Genomic DNA, 21,150 nt, shown 5'->3' with positions numbered 1-21,150 from the left:
CAAGGCGACCCATGAGGGACGCTTGGTCGTCCACAAAGCGGTTATTCAGCGCCGTTAGATTGAAGCGAAGCTAGGCGTCACACTATTTTGTGGGCAAGGACCTGACGAAGGTAAGCGCCGATTCCAGCAATTTCCGGCGTAGCACATCATTTCCGTACACTTCCGGGGCGACGCGCACCCAGCCGTGCATTTGCCTGCCGCGCGAGACCATTGGAACGATACCCGCTATTTGCAGCGCCCAGCCGTCATTGTCTTTGCCTAATCGCACCAGCATTCCATCATCACGGGCGCCGCACAAGAGGTTGCCATTGACGAGCCACGCCCAACCACCGAACATCGCTTTCTCCTTGAGATCCGGCTCAGACATGAGTTCGTCGTTCAGTATTTCTTCCAGGCCTCTATCGCGCGTCACGATGTTTTAGGCCCGCGATAGCGCAATGCATGGCTCATGCTGATTTGCAGCGCGGGGTCACGGGGCGTGAGCTTGGGCCCCCAGAACGTATAGACAAGGTGGACGACGCCGAGCGTAAACATAATGCTCGCACTAAGAACCATGAGAATTCTTGCGGCCAAGATGTTCTCCCTGTTTTGGGAATCTAACGCCTGAGTTAAGCGGCGCGCGTTGTGCGCATCCGCTTCAATGAATCATTGGGCGGCACCCAATCGATCCCGAAGCCGGGCACGACCGAAGTGCAAGATCAAATGTCCGGGAATGCGAATGACTATTGGATTGCTCGCACGATCAGACTCCGATCAACCAGGTTGGAGTCTGCTGTGACATTTGGCAAAGGACGGGCGCCATGCGCCCGTCCGTCTTTACAGATAGCTGCAGACGTAGTCGAGCGTGTCGATCACGTCGATATCGAAGCGGCTCTTGCCGGGTACCGAGAACGACTCGCCCGCGCCATACGTCTTCCACTCGTCGCTGCCTTCAAGGCGGATGCGGCATTGGCCGGCTTGCACTTCCATCAACTCCGGCGCGTCGGTGCCGAAGTTGAGCGCGCCGGGCAGGATCACGCCAAGCGTCTTGCGCGTGCCGTCGGCGAAGAGAACGGTGTGCGAGACACACTTGCCGTCGAAGTAGACGTTGGCACGTTTGATAACGGAAACTTGATCGAATTGTGTTGCGGCCGTCATGGCGGTCTTCCTCTGAGTCAACGTGAATGGATGCGTTGCGCCGCGTAGCGGCAGCGGGCGGTGCGCGATCTGGCGGACCGCCTGCGCGAGCTTTCGGTCGGGCGCAAGTCCGCCATCATACAGGCGGTCGGCGGCGTCAGCCGGTGACCCGCGTGCCGGTCAGGGCCACACCGCGGTATGACCTGGACAATTAGTCGACCGGACACCAACGGCCAGAACCTGGGCATACAACGACCGGTTCGCCGTTCAGCCGGACTTGCTCTTCGTCCAGTTCCAACGCGGTCGAAGGGGCGACGTCGAAGGCAACCTTCAGTGCGTGCCCAACGTGGGGATCTTCGATGGGAAGCTCCCAGGTCAGGAATATCTGAACGTAATCCTGGTCCGGCGCGAAGTCGGCCGCATTAAAGCCGCTGCTGTGACGCAGAATGACGCCATGAGGCTGGCCCGTATCGAATATCACAGTCGTTCCCCGGGTCAGCGGAATGCGATGGCCCAAAGAGGGGAAATGCAAATCCAGACCCCTGTCCTCGCTCAGGAAGAGATTGCAGAAGGCCGCACCGCCATATTGCGCACCGTCATGGTGGTACCTCGCGCCGCGGCAGGCCATCAGGGCTACGTCAGTGGAAGCAAGCACCGCAGGCAGTCCAAGCGCGCCAGTCCAATCGGACACTGCCTGCACGCAGCGCGTGTAGTCCGGCCAGCGCGCCCGCGCTCGCGCCAATGGCATGACCTCGACGTCCCCAGGCTCCAGGACCACGTTCGACGCTATCTCCCTTTCCCAATCTGCAAGCAGACGCGGAGGGGGCGCAGGCACGTCGAGCGTGCCGGTTAGCACGATGTCGCTCACGAGTCGGCTGCGGATGGTTTCGCCACTCCAGAAATAGGAGGTCAGCATGTCTGACGCGCGATGCGGTTGAAGGGGGGATTCATCCGCACGATTGTAACGATTCCAAGGATTACCTCGGCGGCAAGCCCGATGAAAGGCACGTAAAGGCTCTTGTAAATGAGGATGATTGTCATTTGCATTTTCATTGACGACCGTATGCACGATAGGTACGATGCGCTGCAGCATGGAGAGTGGATGAGCCGACGCTGAGCGCGGACAGCGCTCCCTGAACAACAAGCAATGCGCGGAGCGCGCATCTGTGTTTCGAAACGGCTTAACGACTTTGGACTTGGACATGTCTGTGAACGGGATGCCGCGAGCGGCAACACAGGGCTGTGATCATGCAGGGGAGCCGCGCGCCGCGGCCGCGCAGACCGGTCGGCTTGGTGCGCGTGACACATATCAGCCGAAGCGCGAGCGAGCCCTCGATCGCTACGATGGCCTCACGCGATTTTTCCATTGGGTTTTCGCGGCCGTCATTATTTATACGAGCGTAGCGGGCTACACGCTGGCTCGAATTGGAGGCGGTGCGGTACACGATTTTCTATCGCGACTGAATATGTCGATCGCTACGGTACTGATCGTGCTCTTTCCGCTACGGGTAATCTGGAAGTTCGTCCGGGTCGAGCCTCGCGCGCTGCCCAATACGTCCGCGTGGCAGCGTTCGCTGGCAAACGGCGTCCACAGTTTGATTTACGCAACGATCTTTGCCGTGCTGGCGAGCGGCTTCCTGATGGTCCCGAACGGCTATTCGTTCTTCGGCCTGATCGAGATTCACACGCCTTTCCCGAAAGGCGCGCTGACCGACGAACTCTTCACCGTGCACCGCGCAAGTTGCGCACTGCTGGCCGGATTGGTCGCGCTGCACGTGCTCGCGGTCATCAAGCACCAGTTGATCGCGCGTAACGACGTGCTGCGAAGAATGCTTTGAGCAGGGTCTGCTGAGGTGTTCTTGCACGCCAACTAACTGGCTCTCGGCGCTCTCGCTTCGTGATGGTGATCGGCGGCGAGAAACATATACATCGCCGGCACCACGAACAACGTAAAGAGGGTGCCGATCGACAGCCCCGTGAAAATCACGAGTCCCATCGCATTGCGGCCCGCCGCACCGGCGCCGGATGCGATCACAAGTGGCACGACGCCGAGCACCATGGCCGCGGTCGTCATCAGAATCGGACGCAACCGCACGCTCGCCGCTTCCTCCAGCGCTTCACGCTTCGCTTTGCCGGCCCGTTGCAACTCGTTGGCGAACTGGACGATCAGGATGCCATGCTTGCTGACGAGCCCCATCAGCGTGACGAGCCCAACCTGCGTGTAGATGTTCAGCGTCGTCAAGCCGATGTTGATGAAGATGAGCGCACCGAAGAGCGCCATTGGTACTGAGATCAGGATCACGATCGGATCGCGGAAACTTTCGAATTGTGCCGCGAGTGCGAGGAACACGATGATCGTCGCGAACAGCAGCGTAATGACGAAACCACCGGACTCCTGCACGAACTGCCGCGACTGCCCAGAGTAGTCCGCCGAATATCCCGCAGGCGCCACCTGTGCGGTCGCCTTGCGCAGAAAATCGAGCACTTCGCCTTGCGACACCCCGGGCACGATCACGCCCGAGATTGTCGCTGAGTTGAGCTGCTGGAAGTGGTTGATCGATTCCGGCACGACGTTGTGTTCGATGTGCGCAATCGTCGAAGCCGGCATGACACTGCCGTCCGGCGTGCGCAGGTAGTAATCGAGCACTTGCGAAGGATTCAGGCGGTCAGTTTGCAGCACCTGCGGAATCACTTTGTACGAGCGTCCGGCGATCGAGAAGTAGTTGACATAGCCACCCCCCAGCGCCGAACCGAGCGCTTGCCCGACGTCGCTCTGCGAGAGGCCGAGCGAGGCGACCTTGTCGCGATCGACGATGAGCGTGGCTTCCGGCTTGTCGAGCTTGAGATCGCTGTCGACGAAAAAGAACATCCCGCTCTCTCTCGCTTTCTGCAGGACCGCCTGTGACACCTCGTTAAGATTCTCGAAAGGCTCGGTCGTGCTAATCACGAACTGCACCGGCAGCCCCTGCGAGCCCGGCAGCGGCGGAAACTGGAACGCCGCGACGCGTGCACCGGCAATCTGATTCCATTTCTGCTGCAACTCCTGCTGCAACACGGTGGCACCTTTGCTGCGCTGATCCCATGTCTTGAACAGCACGCCGCCGATCCCCTGGTTGAGCGTCGGCGCACCGGTGAGCTGGAACATCTGCGAGTATTCAGGCAACGCTTTGGAAATGTCGAAGACCTGGTCCGCATACGTCTGCATCTGCTGGATGGTCGCGTTCGGCGGCCCCTGGATCTGCGACAGCACGATGCCCTGATCTTCCTGCGGCGCCAGCTCCGATTTCGACGTCATGAACAGGTAGACCGCGCCAGCGAGCAGCAGCGCGCCCATCACGGTGAACACGGGCCAGGTGTCGAGCGTCGCGTGCAACAGACGGCCGTAGCCACGATGGACGCGTTCGAACTGGCGGTCGACGAAGCGTACGAAGCGGCCGGACTCCTGCTCCGCGCGGAAGAAGCGCGAGCACATCATCGGCGACAGCGTCAACGCGATCACGCCGGACACCGTCACCGCACCGGCGAGCGAGAAGGCGAACTCGGTGAAGAGGGCGCCCGTCAGGCCGCCCTGAAAACCGATTGGCACATACACGGCGATCAGCACAATGGTCATCGCGAGGATCGGCCCACCGAGTTCGCGCGCGGCGATCAGCGCGGCGTCGAAGGGCGTCTTGCCTTCCTCCTTCATGTGGCGATCGACGTTTTCGACGACGATAATCGCGTCGTCCACGACGAGCCCGATCGCGAGCACCAGCGCCAGCAGTGTCAGCAGATTGATCGAATAGCCGAGCAATTGCATCACGAAGAACGTGCCGATGAGCGACAACGGCATCGCGATCAGCGGAACGATGACGGCGCGGAAGCTGCCGAGAAACAGGAAAATGACCGCGGTGACAATCAGGAGCGCCTCGACCAGCGTCTTGATGACTTCGACGATCGCTGTGTTGACGAAATCGGTCGCGTCATAAACGATATCGCCCGTCATGCCGGTCGGGAACTGCTTCTGCAGCCCGGGAAAGACGGCTTTGACGCGTTTGGCGACATCGAGAATGTTGGCGTCCGGCGCCACCTTGATACCGATGAACACCGAACGCTTGCCGCTGAACGCGACGTTGAAATCGTAGCTGTCGGCGCCGAGCACAACGTTCGCGACGTCTTCGAGGCGCACGATCGCGCCGTTCTTCTGTTTCACGACGAGTTGCTTGAAGTCGTTGACGGTATGCAGGTCGGTGCCCGCATTCAGGTCGACACTGACCATTTGCCCCTTCGTCGTGCCGAGCGTCGCGAGGTAGTTGTTGTTGCCGAGCGCCGTGAAGACGTCGGCCGCCGTCACGCCGTGCGCGGCGAGCTGCGCCGAATCAAGCCACGCACGCAACGCGAATTGGCGGCCGCCAAGAATTTCGGCCGTCTGCACACCTTCGATCGAATCGAGCTTGGGCTTGACGACACGCAGCAGATAGTCCGTGACGTTGTTGCTCGGCAGTACGTTGCTGTAAAAACCCATGTACATGGCGTCGGTGGTCTGCCCGACTTGTACCGTCAGCACCGGCTGCTGCGCCTGCGGCGGCAACTGGTTGCGCACCGACTGGATCTGCGTGTTGATCTCGGTCAGCGCGCGGTTCGCGTCATAGTTCAGGCGCAGCGTCGCGATAATGGTCGACACCCCGGTGCTGCTCGTTGAAGACAGGTAGTCGATACCTTGCGCCTGGGCGATCGCGGCTTCGAGCGGCTGTGTGATGAAACCGGCGATGGTGTCGGCGTTCGCGCCATAGTAGGCCGTGCTGATCGTCACGACGGCGTTTTCGGTCTGCGGATACTGGTTGACTTTCAGCGCGGCAAGCGAGCGCAGTCCGAGTACGAGAATCAGCAGGCTAACGACCGATGCCAGCACGGGCCGCCGGATGAAGAGATCGGTGAATGTCATCGCGCTCTCTCTACTGTTCCTGAGGCGTCGGGTTCGGACTGTCCGCAGGCTGGACGCGATTATCGATGACAAGGGGCGTGCCGTTCTTGAGCTTGAGCTGCCCGCTTGTCACGACCTGCGTACCGGCGTCGACACCCTTCAGGATCGCGACCTGATCTCCGCGCGTCGGGCCCGGTGTGATGAACACCTGCTGCGCGACGGGTAGCGTCCTGCCTTGCGCGTCGCGTTGCGTGCCCGGTTTGACGAGGAACACGGTGGCGCCATAGGGGTTGTAGGTGATGGCCGTTTGCGGCAGCGTCAGATAGCGTTGTTCGGTGCCCGCGTCGATCTTCACATTTGCATACATGCCCGGCAGCAGCTTGCGCTCGTGGTTGTCCACGCTGGCTTCGATCTGCACGTTGCGCGTGGCGCTGTCGACTTTCGGGCTGATCGACTGGATTTTGCCCACGAACGTTTGCCCGCTATACGCATTGGTGTCGACCACGACGCTCTGGTCGATCGCGAGCTGGCCGAGTTGCTGCTGCGGAAGGGTGAAGTCCGCGTAGATCGGATCGATGGCTTGCAGGGTGACGATCGCATCGCCCGGGTTGAGGTACTGCCCCGGGTTGACCGTGGTGATCCCCACGCGCCCTGCGAACGGTGCGCGGATGGTTTTCTTTTCGACCAACGCGGCCTGTCCCGCGACTTGTGCGTTCTTGCCCTTCAGGTCGGCGGCGTCCGCGTCGAGTTGCGCCTTGGCAATCGCCTTGATGTCGTACTGCGCCTGATCGCGCCGGTAGACGGTCTGCGCGAGTTCTGCCGCTGCCTGTAACGAATGTAGCAGCGCCACGTCGGTGTCGTCGTTGAGCCGGACAAGGACCTGGTTGGTCTTCACTTCCTGCCCGGAGCGGAACGCGATTTCGCGCACGAGTCCCGCGACTTCGGTGGTCACGTCCACGCCGCGCACGGCGCGCAGGCTGCCGACCGCGGCGAGTTGCGGCTGCCACGACTGATAACCGGCGACCACCGCCGAGACGGTGGCGGGCGGTGCCGCATTGCCCGCCATGAACTTTGCGAACATGTGCGCGCGGAACAGGTTGAAACCGACGAGTGCGGCCAGCAGCAGGCCGACACAGATCAGCATGATCAACATCCGCTTCGTCATCGGCTTTCTTTCGTTCATCGTCAAGTCCTTGCACGGCATTAGGCGTTGCGCGGGACGTTGCATTCCTTCGTTTCTGACAGCGCGTGGTGCAAAGAGCGATACGGCGAGCGTCCGGTCCGGCTACGTCATTGCGTCGTTGCGGCGGCGGCCGGCGCAGCGGTGTTCCACCAGCCGCCGCCGAGCGCCTGGAAGAGGGCCGCGGTGTCGGCGTAGCGGGATGCCTGCGCCTCTACGAGGCTCACCACCGTTTGATGGTACTGGCGTTGGGCGTCGAGCAGCGCCAGGTAACTCACTCCGCCGACGCGATATTGCCCGCGCGTCAGCTCAAGTGAGTCGCGTGCGGCCTGCCAGGCCTCTGTCTGCGCTTTCAGGCCGGTCGCGTCGTGATCGAGCGCGCGCAGCGAGTCCGCCACGTTCTGGAACGCCAGCAGCACCGTCTCACGGTATTGCGCGTCGGCCTGTTCGTACGCTGCCTCGGCCGCGCGTTTCTGCGCACTCAGTTGCCCACCGTGAAAGACCGGTTGCAACAGGCCGGCGCCGAGGCTCCAGATCGTGCTTCCGGCCTTGAATACCTGGGCCGGTGTCAGCGCCTCGGCGCCGTAGCTCGCGGACAGCGTGATCTGCGGGTACATCGCCGCGGTCGCCACGCCGACTTGCGCGCTGGCCTGATGCAGCGTGGCGTCGGCGGCGAGGATGTCGGGCCGTTGCCGCACCAGCGCCGACGGCAGGCTCACCGGGAGCGCCTCGGGCAACGAAAACATGTCGAGCCTGAATTCAGGCAACGTGGCGTCGCTGGGCAGTTTGCCGGCCAGCACGGCGAGTTGGTGGCGCACGAGGTCGAGCTGTTGTTGCAGGGGCGGCAGCGTCGCGCGGGTCTGCGCCACCAGGGTCTGTTGCGCGAGCACCGTCGTGCGGCCCACGCCGCCCAGTTCGAACTGTTTACCGAGTACGCCCAGTTGCTCATCTTCTTCGGCTGCGATGCGCTCGGTCGCCTCGATCTGCGCGCGCAAGGATGCTTCCTTGATCGCCGCAGTCACGATGTTGGCTGACATCGCGAGATAGGCGGCCTGCAACTGGTAGCTTTGATAATCGATTTGCGCGTGCAGCGCTTCGAGTTCGCGCCGCGCGCCGCCGAACACGTCGAGTTTGTACGACACGTTGACGGATGCGTTGTAGAGATTGAACTCATCGACGACGCCGGGCTCGCCGAATGCGATGCCGTTCAATTTTTCGCGGGTGGCGCCGAGTTGCGCGTCGACGCTGGGCAGGAGGGTGCCGCCGGCTTGCGCCCTGAAATTTTCACGGGACTGTCGCAATGCGGCGCGCGCCGCGGCGATGTTCGGGCTGTTGACGACGGCCTGATGGATCAGCGTGTCGAGTGGTTCGCAATGAAAGAGCGCCCACCAGGCGGCGGGAATGTCCTGTGCCGGAACAAAGCGCTGCGGCAAACCGGCGGCGCCCGGCGCGGAGGCCGTCTGCTCGGGCAGCGGCGAAGCGGTGTAGGTGTCGGTAGCGGGCGCCGAGGGCGAGTGGTAGTCGGGGCCGACCATGCAGCCGGCCACTGCGGCGCAGCCGCAAAGCGCGACGCACAGGCGCTGCCACCGGACAATACGCTGGTCAACGTCGATCATCTATCCACCTTATATCGCCCTCGTTTAGCTTAAACAAGGGAGCGGACACCGATAGTCAGGTCACCCGAATTTTCAATGTTTCTTGGCCTGACGCCGGAATTGTTGATGCTGGACGATATCTGCGCGTAGCCTAGCACGGCCGATCGCTGTGCGTGGCGCACGAGATCACGTAGTTTAATACCTTCAATCGTCTGACGTGCTGCTCGCGATGGTCGGAGCGGATCGCCGGCCGCGCGATACGGCGGAAGGAGGAAGGCGGAGTGGCCAAACACTGTGCAAGAATCGAACCTTTCCCCAACGAGGACGGAACGCAGCTATGGCTGACCATCACAACAACAGCTTGGACATCCGAAGGCTTTCCCCGACAGAATGGGCGCAAGCCTTTCCTGTCATCGCTCAATTACGGTCGCTTGATGAAGCCGAATTCCTGAAACGAGCGAGGCGGCAATCGCATTCCGGTTACGAGCTTGTCGGCGCCTTTCAGGACGGCAAGCTTATCGGCGTGATGGGGATGAGGCCCGTCCACACGTTGGCGCGCGGGGCGCACTTGCACATCGACGACCTCGTCGTCGATGCGGCAACACGAGGGAGCGGTGCGGGACGTGCCTTGATGGACTATGCGGAAGCCGACGCGCGTGCTCGCGATATGACCGCGGTGTTTCTCGACGCGCGGCCGGATGCCGTTCCTTTTTATGAAAGACAGAATTACGCGTTCCACCTCGCGCCGTCGATGAAGAAAGTTCTCTCGCCCTCGTAGAAGCCATCAAGTCTTTGTAGCATCGCGAGGATGAAAACTATCAACAGAACGGAACGCGAGGTCATTGCCGTTTTCAATGTCGCGATGTCACGTCGGGGTGGCGTTCTACACCGCCTCGGTAACGGCGCCCTGTTCTGTGACAGCGCCACGCAGCAGGTTCGCGCGGGCCGCGTGGTATTCGGCCGCGAAGCGGGCGACGAGATCACCTGCGCTCGGGATGTCATCAAGGACGCCGATACCCTGTCCGCAGCCCCAGATCTCTTTCCACGCCTTGGGCTTTTGACGGTCCGAGCCGAAGTTCATCTTCGACGGATCGCTCGTTGGCAAATTCTCCGGATCCAGTCCCGCTGCAATCAGCGACGGTTTCAAATAGTTGCCATGAACGCCGGTGATCAGATTGGTGTGCACGATATCGCGTGCCGCACACTCGGTGATCATCTTCTTGTATCCCTCTGCCGCGTTTGCCTCCTGGGTCGCGATGAACGCCGAACCGATGTAGGCCAGATCGGCACCCATGGCCTGCGCTGCAAGGATTGACGCGCCAGACGCGATCGAGCCGGAGAGCAGTAAGGGGCCATCGAACCATTGCCGGATCTCCTGGACGAGCGCGAACGGGGATTGGGTGCCGGCATGGCCTCCGGCACCAGCTGCAACGGCAATCAGGCCGTCGGCGCCTTTCTCGATGGCTTTGCGCGCGAAGGCATTGTCGATGACGTCATGCAACACAATGCCGCCGTAACTATGCACCGCCTCGTTGATATCGCGGCGGGCGCCGAGCGAGGTAATCACAATCGGCACCTTGTATCGCACGCACACCTCCATGTCCTGCTCCAGGCGGTCGTTCGAGCGATGCACGATCTGGTTCACCGCAAAGGGCGCGGCTGGCTGATCGGGATGGCGCTGGTCGTGGGCGTGCAATTCGCTTGTGATGCGATCGAGCCACTCCTCCAGCAGGGAGGCTGGCCGCGCATTCAGCGCCGGAAAGGAGCCGACGATCCCAGCCTTGCACTGCGCGATCACGAGATCAGGATTCGAAATGATGAAGAGTGGCGATGCCACGACGGGAAGACGAAGACGTCGCGAAAGGATGCCTGGCAGGCTCATGAGAAACTCCTTCTGGATACTCGGAATGGATACGGACGACTAAGGCGATGAACGGAAAATTCAGGTCAGATGGCGCGGGTTTGATCTCGCCAGTACGGCTCGCGCAATAAACGTTTGAATATCTTTCCAGAGTCTTCGCGCGGCAGTGTCGTGTGCATATCGACGACACGAGGAACCTTGTAGTTTGCGATTCGGTCACGCAGAAATGCCTGAACCTCCGACGGCGTAATTTCGAAGCCGGCCCTGGGCTGGACTGCGGCGGCAAGACCCTCGCCAAACTCAGAGTCGGGAATGCCGAATACCGCACAGTCCACGACGCCCGGCATGGTGAGAAGCGTGGCCTCGATTTCCGCCGGATAGACGTTGACGCCGCCGGATATCACCATGTCGGCCTTGCGATCGCAGATGTATAGAAAGCCTTCCTCATTGATGTAACCCATGTCACCCAGGGTAATGAGGCCGTCACGTTCGATGGCGCGACGATCCTCCGGGCGATTGATGTAAGTAAAGTCAGGCATGGCGTGCTGACGGACGTAGATCAGACCGATCTCCCCGTTGGGCTTCGGTCTGCCTTCGTCATCCAGAATATGGACGCGAGCATCAGGGAGTGGGCGACCCGCTGAGCCAGGTTGATGCGCCCAGGTCGCGGAGTCGATGAACGTCGTATAGCCGGCTTCGCTCGATCCGTAGGCTTCCGTAATGACCGGACCCAGCCAGTCGATCATCGCCTGCTTGAGCGGCACGGGACACGGGGATCCGGTGGATGCAACATGCTGAAGGGATGACAGGTCGTGGCGTTGTCGAACGGATGGGTCCAGGTTCAGGAGTCGCTGGTACATCGTCGGCACCAGATAGGCATGGGTCACCCGGTGCTTCTCGATGAGCGCCAGAGTCTGTTCGGCGTCGAAGCGTGGCTCCAGCACGAGTGTTGCGCCGAGCGTGCAGAAGTGCGCGACGTAGTTCATTGCGGCGCTGTGATAGATCGGCGCGCACAAATAGGCTGTGACAGCAGTGCCAGTGCCGTAGACCGTGTCGCTGACTCGCTGCAACCGCTGCGGCATACTCGCGGGTTGATCTTCGGCCGCAGGGAGGCGGCGCACGCCCTTGGGTTTTCCCGTCGTACCTGACGTATAGGCGATCGCACTATGTGCCGTGCCAGCGCGCGGCGGCATGCTTGGGCGACCCGCGCCGAAGTCCTCCCACCGTGCCCAGTTCGCGAAAGAGGGCGCCACCGCGTTGTCTTTCGTGCCCGAAGTGGATGACGTGGTAACAACGGCAATCTCGTCGGGGATACCCTCGCGCACCTGAGGAAGCAGGTCATCGTCGATAAAGAGCGCGCGCGCTCCGCTATCTACGAGGATATGGTTGGCTTCCAGCGCCTTGAAGTGCCAATTGATCGATGCCAGATAGAGTCCGGCTTGACGGCAAGCAAGTACAAGCGCGACATAGTGCGGACTGTTGCGCAGCATGGCAGCGACGGTGTCGCCTTCCTTGAAATCCAGGTCATGCAAGCCTGCGAGCACCCGCCGTACTTCCTCTTCCATCCATGTGGGCGAATAGGTTCGCCCGCCATACACAAGCGTAGGGGTCATGCTGTCTCCAATTTTCCAGTCGCACCGATGTTCGGTTCGTTGATGGGCTAAACTTGTCACTGACTAGTTTGACGAACTTTAGCAGCCCGTTTGACCAGGTGCAAGTGCTGCGGGAGAAGGGTTTACGAGCGGTGCGGACAGGCTGTGGATGTCGTAGACCCGGCCGTTATAATCGCCTGCAGCAGGTCGTACCGCACGGACGCATCACCGCGTCGCACGTATGGAAAGAACGGATGTCGAGATCAGAAGTGGCCGAAAGTCAATCCAACCCAAAGACTGCAAGCAAGCGCCCCGCGAAGGGGACCGTCAAGCCGAAGGGCCAATGGCACCACGGTGACCTCCGGGCATCGCTCATTGCATGGGGAACCCATCTCCTCGATACGGAGGGTATCGATGGCATGAGCATGCGCGCGGCGGCGAAGCTCGCGGGTGTTTCACAGGGCGCGCCTGCTCACCATTTCCAGGACCGCAATGGTTTGTTGGCGGCCATCGCGGCGCAAGGATTCCGCGATATGGTGTCGCTGCGCAAGAAGCGGCTGAATGAAATCGACCCGAACGACGCGCCAGCACGGTTGCGGGCCGTGATGCTTGCGTACGTGGAGTTCGCTCAAGCGCACCCGGCGCGTTTTCACCTGATGTACGGACCGCAGATCGAGCATTATGAGCAATTCCCGGAATTGCTGGAAGCGGGCGCCGCTTCCTTCGAACTGCTGAAGAGCGTGGTGACGCCTTTTCTTACCGACTCGGAGATAGAAGCGCTGAGCGTGGAAAAACTTGCGTTTGCCGTCTGGGCGGCGACTCACGGCCTGGCCACACTCACGGTGCACGGCCGTAACATGCTGCCTTCGGGGATGCAAAGACCCACATCAGGTCAGTTGAGCGATATCGTCGTCGATTTCTGTCTGTCTGCATTGCGCGCCGCGGCCAAGGATCGCTGAATTCACTTTGTAGGCCGGGTGGCTGACGGTTCGCCATCAGGCGACGATAGGGCTACATGCTGCCGTTTTCGACGACGCGACCTTCTGCACGCCAGCGGAGCATGCCGCCGGCAAGGTTGGCAACCTGCTCGAATCCGGCCTGCCGTAGCACGGCCGTGGCTTGTGCCGACCGTCCGCCGGCCCGGCAGACAGTCACGATCGGACGTTCCTTCGTGAGTTCGGCGGCGCGCCCGGCCAGGTCACCCAATGAAATGAGCCTGGCTGCGGGGATGCGCCCCAGCGGTCCGTTGAATTCGTCGGGCTCGCGCACGTCGACGATCTCGACCGCTCGCAGATTTTCCTCGAGCCATTGCGAATTGATTTCCCAGATACCCGCAAAGGAGCACGTCAGCGGTGCCCAATCGGGCTCCGCCATCTGCGCAGGGTAGTTCGCTGCCAGGCCGCATTTCAGGTTCGCAGGCACCGCGACGTCGATCTGCTTGGGATGCGGCAGGTGCAGGTTCGTCATGTATCCGGCGAAATCGTCTTCACACAGTTCGCCACCAAGGCGGGGATTGAAGCGCCGCTCCTCACCCACACTTGTGACCGTCAAACCGCGGTAGTCGTGGGCCGGGTAAAGCAGGCATGCCTCGGGCAACGTAAAAATGTGGTTGTGGACCGCGCGAAACATGGCGTGCGCGTCACCGCGCTGGAAATCTGTTCGGCCCGTGCCCCTGATCAACAGGCAATCGCCGGTAAAGGCCATGGTTTCGTTATCGAGTACGAGCGTGATGCATCCATCCGTATGGCCCGGTGTCGCGCGTACTGTCAGGTACCGTGTGCCGAACGCGCACCTGTCGCCATGGCTCAGATAGCGGTCCGCGCCTTCGGCGCCGCTCGCGGCCGATATCGCAATCTGGCTGCCGGTGCGGCGATTCAGCATCCATGCACCGGTCACATGATCGGCGTGTACGTGGGTGTCGATCGTGTAAAGCAGATGCAATCCAAGCTCGCCGATCAAGGCCGCATCGCGACGTACCTGCTCAAATACCGGATCGATCAGCACCGCCTCTCGCGTTGTGCTATCCGCGAGAAGATACGTGTAGGTTGACGATTGCTGATCGAATAGCTGCCGGAAAATCAACACGATTTCGCTCCGCGGCCCGTTTTGCGAGCGCTTTACTTCGGTTGAGCAACGTACCGCAGGTAAGGCTTCACGGTTTTAAAACCCTGCGGATATTTTTGCTTTGCTGCATCGTCGGAAACGGATGTCGGAATAATGACGTCCTCGCCCGGCTTCCAGTTGACAGGGGTTGCCACCGTGTGTTTCGCATTGAGCTGAAGCGCATCGAGCAGACGCACCACTTCGTCGAAATTGCGGCCTGCGCTCATCGGATAGACGAGCATGGCTTTGACCTTCTTGTCCGGCCCGATGAGAAACACCGAGCGTACCGTCGCGTTGTCCACCGCGGTGCGCGGGCCGCCGCTCGCCTCAGGATGAATCATGTCGTAGAGCTTCGCGACCGTCAGGTCCGGATCGCCGATCAGCGGGTAGTTGATCGCGTGTCCCTGCGTCTCTGCAATATCCTTGACCCACACCTTGTGGTCGCTGACGGGATCGATGCTGAGTCCGATCACTTTTGTGTTGCGCTTATCGAATTCCGGCTTGAGGCCCGCCAGGTATCCGAGCTCCGTGGTGCAAACAGGCGTGAAATCCTTCGGATGCGAAAACAGGATCACCCATTGGTCGCCGATCCATTCGTGAAAACGGATCGTCCCTTCGGTGGTTTCGGCAGTGAAATCCGGCGCTTCTTCTCCAAGTCGAATCGACATCATCATTCTCCATAGGACAGGTGCATGAGGGAGACGGGTACCGATGCCGGAGCGGCGGCACCCGGCTGCCTGGCTGTTTGGTCGGGCGATTGGTTCGACTTGAGCACAACCTCTGGCTCGTTGAACCGTATCGCTCGGTAGGACCGTCTGCGGGCGCGGCGAATTCAGAGGCGCTCTCGAATAGCTACTGTGATACGAACGAACATCGGGATGCGCTGCAGGCCGCGCTTATAGGGTAGAACAAAAAAGACTTCAGCAGTGGCCTGCGCGTAGGGGCAATCCGCCGTTGCGGCGACAAGCTCGCCTGCACGCGGAGGAAACAGACTGTCACGTTGCCTCGGCCGGCATTCAAATTTGCCACTTCGCCCCTTGGCCGTTCGACGCGCTGCAACAAGCCTGGCATTATCCCTATGCCTGATGATTGCGCCGCCGCTGAGGCGCCGCGCCAGCATTGACGGTTGGCCCGGTCGATTACCTGTGCCGTTCGGCGCTAGGGGTGCAGGACGCCAGAGCATCCTGCACCGGGCGCTTCACGGAATCAGTGAAGGGTTTTCAATTGCGCCCACAGGCGGTTTTCAAGGCGCACGATGTCAATCGGCGTCGGCTTCATCAGCGTCATCTTTTTGAGCACGTCATCCGGTGGGTACACCGCCGGGTCCTGCGCGACCGCGGGCGTGACGAACTGGCGCGCCGCGTGGTTCGCCGTCGGGTAGAACACCTCATTGGTGATCGCCGCGTTAACCTTCGGATCTTCGATGTAGTTGATCCACCTGAGTGCCGCTTGAGGGTGCGGTGCGTCTTTCGGGATCACCATCATATCGAACGCCATCAGGCCGCCTTCCTTCGCGTTTGAGAACTTGATGTCATATGGACGTTTGGCTTCGGCGCTGCGCCGGTGCGCGATGCCGACGTCGCCGGCGAAACCGATCGCCACGCAGACGTCATTGTTCGCAAGGTCGTTGATGTAGCCGGACGAGTTGAACTCAGTGATGTACGGGCGCACTTTCTTCAGCATCTCGAACGCGGCCTGGTAGTCGGCCGGGTTGGTGCTGTTCGGGTCCTTGTGCATGTACTGTAGCGCCGCGGCAAACACGTCGACCGACTCATCGAGGAATGAGACGCCGCAGCCCTTCAGCCTGGAGAGGTTGGCCGGATCGAAAACCAGCACCCAACTGTCCACCGGCGCGTTCGCGCCGAGAGCCTTCTGCACCGCCTCTACGTTGTAGCCGATGCCCGTGACAGCGAACGCCCAGGGCACGCCGTACTGGTTTCCCGGATCGGCACCCGCGACCATCTGCATTAGCACAGGGCTCAGATTCTTCAGGTTCGGCAGTTGCGATTTGTCGAGTTTCTGGTAGGCGCCCGCCTGAATCTGCCTCGCCATATAGTTCGACGTCGGTACCACGATGTCGTAGCCGGAACTGCCCGCGAGCAGTTTGGCCTGCAGTGTGTCGTTGCTGTCGTAGTTGTCGTAGCGGACGTGAATGCCGGTCTGTTTTTCGAAGGTCGGGATCGTATCTTTCGCGATGTAATCGGACCAGTTGTACACGTTCAGCTCGGTGTCCGCGGCACGGGCGGCGGGTGCGGTCCATACCGACACGGTCGCCACGATACAGGCGCTGGCGACGACCGCGCGGCGCAGGCGGGTTACAGGGTGACAAACAGGGTGACAAGCGCGCATGGTGTTTTCCTCGCAGGAAGAAGGTTAAGCATGGGTGGTCGAATGGCTTTGCGGAGGGGGCGTTTCGCGCTCAGGACTCGGTTCTTGCCTGATGAGCTTCATATCGCAGACGTAGGGCCGCGCCGATGTCGAAAAACGGCCGAGGGGGAAGCCAGCCCGGTTTCGCATTGCCAAGCACTGAAGTCAGCAACGCCGACTGGCCGCCCGACGCCATTTCGGCCAACAGTCGCCCCCACAGCGTGCCGCGCGCTACCCCGGAGCCATTGCATCCGGCCGCGGAATAAACCCCTTCCGCCAGTTTTCCGAAACGCGGCTCGCCTGATCGCGTGGCGCTCAGGTGACCGGTCCAGGTGAATTGCAGATGCTCATCCGTGACCCAGGGGAAACGCCGCTGCAATCCGCGCAGGTGTTTGGCCCGGCGCGCCATCAGAGAACGGCCGGCAAGGTCGCGACGTCGATACTCGACGGTGTTGCGGATCAGTAGCCGCTTGTCCGGCGTCAGACGTAACGTGGCGCCAGCGGGACGAGTCGAGAGTACGCCCCAAGGGGCCGCGCGCCCCAGGCGGGCATACTCTTCGTCGTTCAACGGCCGACTCAGCGAAGCGCTCAGTTCAAGGGGGAAGACTGCGCCGTCTGCGAGGCCTACTCTTGGCAAAAATGCCCCGACACACGCAAGCACCTGCCCCGCCTCGATGTCGCCGTTGACAGACCGTGCACGAATGCCACCTTGGCTCAAGTGCTCAAGACCGGTGATTTCGGTGTTCTCGTAGAGCGAAACATTCTCGGGCAACGCTTCCAGCAGCCCCCGCGCATACATCGCCGGCTGCAATAAGCCGTTCCCGCCCCGGCACCATATGCCCGCCCGGTAGAACGGAGAGCCCAGCCGTTGCGATAACGCCTGACCTTCCAGCAATTCGGCGCTCGCACCTGCTTCACGCAGGGTTTGCACCTGGATGTCCGCCTCTGCAAGTTTGGCTGGGTCGTGAACGGCGAAGAGGTAACCGGCATCGCTCAGATCACACTCGATGCCGAAGCTCGCCACACGCCGGACCACTTCGTCCCGGGCGGCTTTGCCAATTGCGCTCGCGACGTGGTAATGGGCATTGAGTGGTCGACCGACGAGCTCATCAGGCGCAGGCCGCTCGTAGGCGACCACGAAACCCGAGTTCCGCGCCGAAGCACCTTGGGCGGCGCGCTGTCGATCGACCACGATGATGCGCGCGTGCGGATGCAGTTCGGCGAGCGTATGCGCGGCCGACAATCCCGTGAAGCCTCCTCCGATCACCAGCCAATCCGCTTTCTGCGTTCCCGTCAGGATTGCTCCGGGCGGTGAGACGCCGGCTTGAGCGATCCAGCCACATATGTTCTTGACCAAAATAGTTTCCCTCTCAGCGCTACAGATGACCAGACTACCGAAAGCATGAATAATCAGCATGCTTGGTCGGCAAAGCCTTCGCTTGAGTGTCAATATATTGGGAGCTGGATGCGTTATCCAGCGCTATAAATTCATTGGAGAATTCCAAAAACGCATGGATAAGCTCTATCGTCCGCCGTCGATCGGAACCCTTCAGGCGCTGTTGCTCGTGGCGGAGTCGGACAATTTCACCGACGCGGCAGAAAAGCTGCATCTGACCCAGAGCGCGGTGAGCAGGAAGATTCAGCAACTGGAAAGTCATTACGGCGTGCCGCTGTTCGTTCGCAACAGTCGTAGCGTGCAACTGACCGAGCAAGGCAAAGCCGTGCTGGAGGTGGCGCGAAAGATACTCAACGAGCTAGAGGCGCTTGATGAACGGATATCGCCACGAGACCGACCCTTCCGCATCCGGATCTTCGTCTCTCTGGCGGTTCGCTGGTTAATGCCGCGGCTGATCGACTTTTATGCCCAGTATCCCGATCTATCCCTTTCGATCGAGACCGTTGCGACGGAAGTGGTCGATGCGTCGGGTCACTGCGATGCCTATATCCTTTATCTGCCCGAAGCGCGGGAGGACCCGTCGCCGGAGTCCCCGACATTCCTCACATTATTCGATGAGATCCTGGTGCCGGTGTGCGCGCCTTTCTCCGTCAACAACAAGCCGCTTCCAAAGTCTTTGGAAGAGTTGGCTCAGCACACGCTTATTCACGGTTCGACAGGCCAGCACGAATGGACGACCTGGTTGAAGGCACAAGGGGGATCGGCTGCCAGGAATTACAAGCACATCACCTTCAATCTCGACGAGCTCGCGATGAATGCTGCCGCTCGCGGGCTGGGCATTGCGATGACGGACTTGACCTTGGCGCAGGAAGCAATCAATCGTGGCGATCTGGTTGTCCCTTTCGGCACGCCTTTGAAGACCAAAGGGGTCTACGTGCTTTGGCTACAGACCGCAGGCGCCCTGCATCCGGGCCGGCAACGTATCTTGCAGTGGTTTGCTCAGCAGGAGGCTGGGACGCCTGGGAAACCTTAACTTTCGGTGAGCGTCAATCGTCGTTCTCACGAATTCGCCTGGCCGGTAGGGCGGCAGGAGAACCAGCGCCGCGACGTCGCGGGTTCCGGCACACGCTCCTCAACTTCGCGCCACCACTTCCCACCGCGGTGCGGCGCGCTCAGATCCAGCCGCTCACCCATGCGGGGCGTCGAAAGCGGAATGCCTCGCGCGGCGGTGAGCCCGACCACACGCTCGTACGGTTCCTGCCAGCGATGCATCGCCAGATCGAACGTGCCGTTGTGAACGGGCACCATCCAGCGGCCGCGCAGATCGACGTGGGCTTGGACGGTCTCGTCGGGCTGCATGTGGACGTACGGCCATTGGGCATCGTAGGCGCCGGTTTCGAGCAGCGTCACGTCGAATGGACCGAGCCGCTCGCCGATGGTCTTGAACCCGTCGAAGTAGCCCGTGTCGCCGCTGAAGAACACGCGCAGAGCGTCATCGACGATGACCCACGAGGCCCACAAGGTGCTGTTGCCGTCAAAGAGGCTGCGGCCGGAGAAATGCTGCGCCGGTGTTGCCGTGAACGCCAGGCCGTCGATCTCAACGCTCTGCCACCAGTCGAACTGGCGCACCTTCGACGCGTCGATGCCCCACTCGATCAGGCGGTCGCCGACACCCAGCGGCGTCAGAAACACGCCCGTCTTGGAGGCGAGCGCCAGCACCGTCTCGCGGTCCAGATGGTCGTAGTGGTCGTGCGACAGAATCACGCCGCGAAGCGGCGGCAAGTCTTCGAGCGCAATGGGCGGGGCGTGAAAGCGCTTCGGACCGAAGCGCCGGAACGGCGATGCACGTTCAGCGAAAACAGGGTCGGTCAACCAGAACTGACCCCGCAGCTTGAGCAGCATGGTCGAATGCCCGAGGCGATAAAGACTCCGGTCAGGCGCGGCGTCGAGCTGTTCCCGCGACAGGGCATCGACGGGCAGGGGGCCCGCCGGCGCTGTGCCGGCCGGTTTTCTGAACAACATATTCCACACGATGCCCAAGCTCTTGCCGATACCTTCTACAGGACGCGGTTTGACGTTACGAAAGCGCTCACCGTCGTGCTGAGCCGACGTGTCGAACAGTGCACGCCCGCGTCGCGCTGCCGTCAGGCCTAAGGCGTGGCGAATAGAATCGGTGAACGATGTCATGCAAACCACCTCGATACTGAAAGTAGACTGTTGAGTGTAGTTTATTTTTGAGAAAAGTAAACTGTGCGGTGTAAAATTTAAGAATGAAACTCTGTGACACCCCTCTGCGCCTGACTGACCGCAAGCGCGCTGCCGTGATCGCCGCGGCTACAGAAGAATTCCTTGCGGCCGGCTTCGACGCGACCAGCATGGACCGTATCGCGGCACGCGCGAGCGTTTCGAAGCGCACGGTCTACAACCATTTCCCAAGCAAGGAAGTGCTGTTCGCCGCCATCCTGCGGCAGTTATGGGAGTCGAGTGACACGGGAGAGGCGCCGGCGTATTCCGCCGTGCATCCGTTGCGTGCGCAATTGCTTCAGCTTCTGTTGAAAAAGCTGAGTCTGTTGAATGACGAGGCGTTCCTGTCCCTCGCGCGTGTCGCGATCGCGGCGGGCATTCATTCGCCGGAGCGCGCGCGCGATATGGTGGCCCGCATGGGCGAGCGCGAAGAAGACTTGACGGTGTGGATTCGCGCAGCCGCTGCCGATGGCCGCCTCAAGACGTCGGACCCGATGTTCGCCTCGCAGCAGTTGCAGGGCCTGGTAAAAGCGTTCGCTTTCTGGCCGCAGGTGACGATGGGTCAGCCACGGCTCAGCGTGGATGAGCAAAGGCAAGTCGCGGAATCCGCTGCCGATATGTTTCTTGCGCGCTATGCATGATGTGTTGGCGACGAGCGTACTACCTCGTCCAGGACACTTTCGCCGATATTGCATTTAACCCAGCGCGGTGAGCGCACCGCAGCCTGACCGAAAAAAGAGAAAGTGTCTGATTCGATCGCTAGATCGCCTATCGCGCTTCACGCACCTTATGC

Annotated in this window: 18 protein-coding genes; 5 read left to right on the top strand and 13 right to left on the bottom strand. The window is 61.0% G+C overall.

Features of this window, described 5'->3' with window-relative positions:
* Nucleotides 1–82: 82 nt before the first annotated feature.
* The 3 genes from GNZ12_RS27505 to GNZ12_RS27495 all read right to left on the bottom strand — a co-directional run bounded on the left by GNZ12_RS27505 (nucleotide 83) and on the right by GNZ12_RS27495 (nucleotide 2,032).
* Complete coding sequence (locus tag GNZ12_RS27505) at nucleotides 83–412, bottom strand: TfoX/Sxy family protein (protein WP_172315330.1); 330 nt, start codon at nucleotides 410–412, stop codon at nucleotides 83–85.
* Between the two features lie 404 nt (nucleotides 413–816).
* Nucleotides 817–1,137, bottom strand: coding sequence for a pyrimidine/purine nucleoside phosphorylase (gene ppnP, locus GNZ12_RS27500; protein WP_074288437.1), 321 nt, complete (start codon nucleotides 1,135–1,137; stop codon nucleotides 817–819).
* Nucleotides 1,138–1,327: 190 nt separating this feature from the next.
* Entirely contained in the window at nucleotides 1,328–2,032 is a 705-nt protein-coding gene (locus GNZ12_RS27495; protein ID WP_172315358.1) for a hypothetical protein, read from the bottom strand.
* A 286-nt stretch (nucleotides 2,033–2,318) separates the two neighbouring features.
* Between GNZ12_RS27495 and GNZ12_RS27490 the strand changes: the two genes are divergently transcribed.
* A complete protein-coding gene (locus tag GNZ12_RS27490; protein ID WP_235993907.1) occupies nucleotides 2,319–2,954 on the top strand; it encodes a cytochrome b in 636 nt (211 codons plus the stop codon).
* A 32-nt stretch (nucleotides 2,955–2,986) separates the two neighbouring features.
* Here GNZ12_RS27490 and GNZ12_RS27485 read toward each other — a convergent pair whose 3' ends face one another.
* The 3 genes from GNZ12_RS27485 to GNZ12_RS27475 all read right to left on the bottom strand — a co-directional run bounded on the left by GNZ12_RS27485 (nucleotide 2,987) and on the right by GNZ12_RS27475 (nucleotide 8,815).
* Complete coding sequence (locus tag GNZ12_RS27485; protein WP_172315329.1) at nucleotides 2,987–6,040, bottom strand: efflux RND transporter permease subunit; 3,054 nt, start codon at nucleotides 6,038–6,040, stop codon at nucleotides 2,987–2,989.
* 10 nt (nucleotides 6,041–6,050) lie between these two features.
* On the bottom strand, nucleotides 6,051–7,202 hold the full coding sequence (locus GNZ12_RS27480; RefSeq protein WP_172315328.1) for an efflux RND transporter periplasmic adaptor subunit: 1,152 nt from the start codon (nucleotides 7,200–7,202) through the stop codon (nucleotides 6,051–6,053).
* Between the two features lie 107 nt (nucleotides 7,203–7,309).
* On the bottom strand, nucleotides 7,310–8,815 hold the full coding sequence (locus tag GNZ12_RS27475) for an efflux transporter outer membrane subunit (RefSeq protein ID WP_172315327.1): 1,506 nt from the start codon (nucleotides 8,813–8,815) through the stop codon (nucleotides 7,310–7,312).
* A 316-nt stretch (nucleotides 8,816–9,131) separates the two neighbouring features.
* On the opposite strand from GNZ12_RS27475, the gene GNZ12_RS27470 reads away from it, so the two are divergent.
* Nucleotides 9,132–9,572, top strand: coding sequence for a GNAT family N-acetyltransferase (locus GNZ12_RS27470; RefSeq protein ID WP_172315326.1), 441 nt, complete (start codon nucleotides 9,132–9,134; stop codon nucleotides 9,570–9,572).
* 105 nt (nucleotides 9,573–9,677) lie between these two features.
* Here GNZ12_RS27470 and GNZ12_RS27465 read toward each other — a convergent pair whose 3' ends face one another.
* The gene (locus GNZ12_RS27465) at nucleotides 9,678–10,676 is read right to left on the bottom strand and encodes an NAD(P)H-dependent flavin oxidoreductase (RefSeq protein WP_172315325.1); all 999 of its coding nucleotides are present in this window, start codon (nucleotides 10,674–10,676) and stop codon (nucleotides 9,678–9,680) included.
* A 65-nt stretch (nucleotides 10,677–10,741) separates the two neighbouring features.
* A complete protein-coding gene (locus GNZ12_RS27460) occupies nucleotides 10,742–12,268 on the bottom strand; it encodes an AMP-binding protein (RefSeq protein WP_172315324.1) in 1,527 nt (508 codons plus the stop codon).
* A 53-nt stretch (nucleotides 12,269–12,321) separates the two neighbouring features.
* Here GNZ12_RS27460 and GNZ12_RS27455 point away from each other — a divergent pair, with 53 nt between their 5' ends.
* Nucleotides 12,322–13,206 (top strand): TetR/AcrR family transcriptional regulator, encoded by an 885-nt coding sequence (locus GNZ12_RS27455; RefSeq protein ID WP_235993906.1) that lies wholly within the window; start codon nucleotides 12,322–12,324, stop codon nucleotides 13,204–13,206.
* A 52-nt stretch (nucleotides 13,207–13,258) separates the two neighbouring features.
* On the opposite strand, the gene GNZ12_RS27450 is transcribed toward GNZ12_RS27455, so the two are convergent.
* The 4 genes from GNZ12_RS27450 to GNZ12_RS27435 form a co-directional block, all read right to left on the bottom strand.
* The gene (locus GNZ12_RS27450; protein ID WP_172315355.1) at nucleotides 13,259–14,329 is read right to left on the bottom strand and encodes a rhodanese-like domain-containing protein; all 1,071 of its coding nucleotides are present in this window, start codon (nucleotides 14,327–14,329) and stop codon (nucleotides 13,259–13,261) included.
* A gap of 35 nt (nucleotides 14,330–14,364) precedes the next feature.
* Nucleotides 14,365–15,018 (bottom strand): peroxiredoxin, encoded by a 654-nt coding sequence (locus GNZ12_RS27445; protein WP_172315323.1) that lies wholly within the window; start codon nucleotides 15,016–15,018, stop codon nucleotides 14,365–14,367.
* Nucleotides 15,019–15,556: 538 nt separating this feature from the next.
* Nucleotides 15,557–16,699: a polyamine ABC transporter substrate-binding protein gene (locus GNZ12_RS27440; RefSeq protein ID WP_172315322.1), complete on the bottom strand. Its 1,143-nt coding sequence runs from the start codon at nucleotides 16,697–16,699 to the stop codon at nucleotides 15,557–15,559.
* 70 nt (nucleotides 16,700–16,769) lie between these two features.
* Nucleotides 16,770–18,167: an NAD(P)/FAD-dependent oxidoreductase gene (locus GNZ12_RS27435; RefSeq protein WP_216673382.1), complete on the bottom strand. Its 1,398-nt coding sequence runs from the start codon at nucleotides 18,165–18,167 to the stop codon at nucleotides 16,770–16,772.
* A gap of 61 nt (nucleotides 18,168–18,228) precedes the next feature.
* On the opposite strand from GNZ12_RS27435, the gene GNZ12_RS27430 reads away from it, so the two are divergent.
* Entirely contained in the window at nucleotides 18,229–19,146 is a 918-nt protein-coding gene (locus tag GNZ12_RS27430) for a LysR substrate-binding domain-containing protein (protein ID WP_172315321.1), read from the top strand.
* Nucleotides 19,147–19,172: 26 nt separating this feature from the next.
* Here the strand turns inward: GNZ12_RS27430 and GNZ12_RS27425 are convergent, their stop codons facing one another.
* Nucleotides 19,173–20,300 carry an MBL fold metallo-hydrolase gene (locus GNZ12_RS27425; RefSeq protein ID WP_172315320.1) on the bottom strand — a complete coding sequence of 376 codons (1,128 nt, stop codon included), beginning with the start codon at nucleotides 20,298–20,300 and terminating at the stop codon, nucleotides 19,173–19,175.
* 83 nt (nucleotides 20,301–20,383) lie between these two features.
* Here GNZ12_RS27425 and GNZ12_RS27420 point away from each other — a divergent pair, with 83 nt between their 5' ends.
* Nucleotides 20,384–20,998, top strand: a complete 615-nt coding sequence (locus GNZ12_RS27420) for a TetR/AcrR family transcriptional regulator (protein ID WP_074288424.1) — start codon at nucleotides 20,384–20,386, stop codon at nucleotides 20,996–20,998.
* Nucleotides 20,999–21,150: the final 152 nt, after the last annotated feature.

The organism is Paraburkholderia solitsugae, from assembly GCF_013177695.1.
Lineage (GTDB): Bacteria > Pseudomonadota > Gammaproteobacteria > Burkholderiales > Burkholderiaceae > Paraburkholderia > Paraburkholderia solitsugae.
This window is presented reverse-complemented; position numbering and strand designations above follow the sequence as displayed.

What these genes read in the sequence shown, in the direction of transcription:
- ppnP (WP_074288437.1), bottom strand. Translation starts at nt 1,137, where the DNA reads ATGACGGCCGCAACACAATTCGATCAAGTTTCCGTTATCAAACGTGCC.
- GNZ12_RS27495 (WP_172315358.1), bottom strand. Translation starts at nt 2,032, where the DNA reads ATGCTGACCTCCTATTTCTGGAGTGGCGAAACCATCCGCAGCCGACTC.
- GNZ12_RS27490 (WP_235993907.1), top strand. Translation starts at nt 2,319, where the DNA reads ATGTCTGTGAACGGGATGCCGCGAGCGGCAACACAGGGCTGTGATCAT.
- GNZ12_RS27485 (WP_172315329.1), bottom strand. Translation starts at nt 6,040, where the DNA reads ATGACATTCACCGATCTCTTCATCCGGCGGCCCGTGCTGGCATCGGTC.
- GNZ12_RS27480 (WP_172315328.1), bottom strand. Translation starts at nt 7,202, where the DNA reads ATGAACGAAAGAAAGCCGATGACGAAGCGGATGTTGATCATGCTGATC.
- GNZ12_RS27475 (WP_172315327.1), bottom strand. Translation starts at nt 8,815, where the DNA reads ATGATCGACGTTGACCAGCGTATTGTCCGGTGGCAGCGCCTGTGCGTC.
- GNZ12_RS27470 (WP_172315326.1), top strand. Translation starts at nt 9,132, where the DNA reads ATGGCTGACCATCACAACAACAGCTTGGACATCCGAAGGCTTTCCCCG.
- GNZ12_RS27465 (WP_172315325.1), bottom strand. Translation starts at nt 10,676, where the DNA reads ATGAGCCTGCCAGGCATCCTTTCGCGACGTCTTCGTCTTCCCGTCGTG.
- GNZ12_RS27460 (WP_172315324.1), bottom strand. Translation starts at nt 12,268, where the DNA reads ATGACCCCTACGCTTGTGTATGGCGGGCGAACCTATTCGCCCACATGG.
- GNZ12_RS27445 (WP_172315323.1), bottom strand. Translation starts at nt 15,018, where the DNA reads ATGTCGATTCGACTTGGAGAAGAAGCGCCGGATTTCACTGCCGAAACC.
- GNZ12_RS27440 (WP_172315322.1), bottom strand. Translation starts at nt 16,699, where the DNA reads ATGCGCGCTTGTCACCCTGTTTGTCACCCTGTAACCCGCCTGCGCCGC.
- GNZ12_RS27430 (WP_172315321.1), top strand. Translation starts at nt 18,229, where the DNA reads ATGGATAAGCTCTATCGTCCGCCGTCGATCGGAACCCTTCAGGCGCTG.
- GNZ12_RS27425 (WP_172315320.1), bottom strand. Translation starts at nt 20,300, where the DNA reads ATGACATCGTTCACCGATTCTATTCGCCACGCCTTAGGCCTGACGGCA.
- GNZ12_RS27420 (WP_074288424.1), top strand. Translation starts at nt 20,384, where the DNA reads ATGAAACTCTGTGACACCCCTCTGCGCCTGACTGACCGCAAGCGCGCT.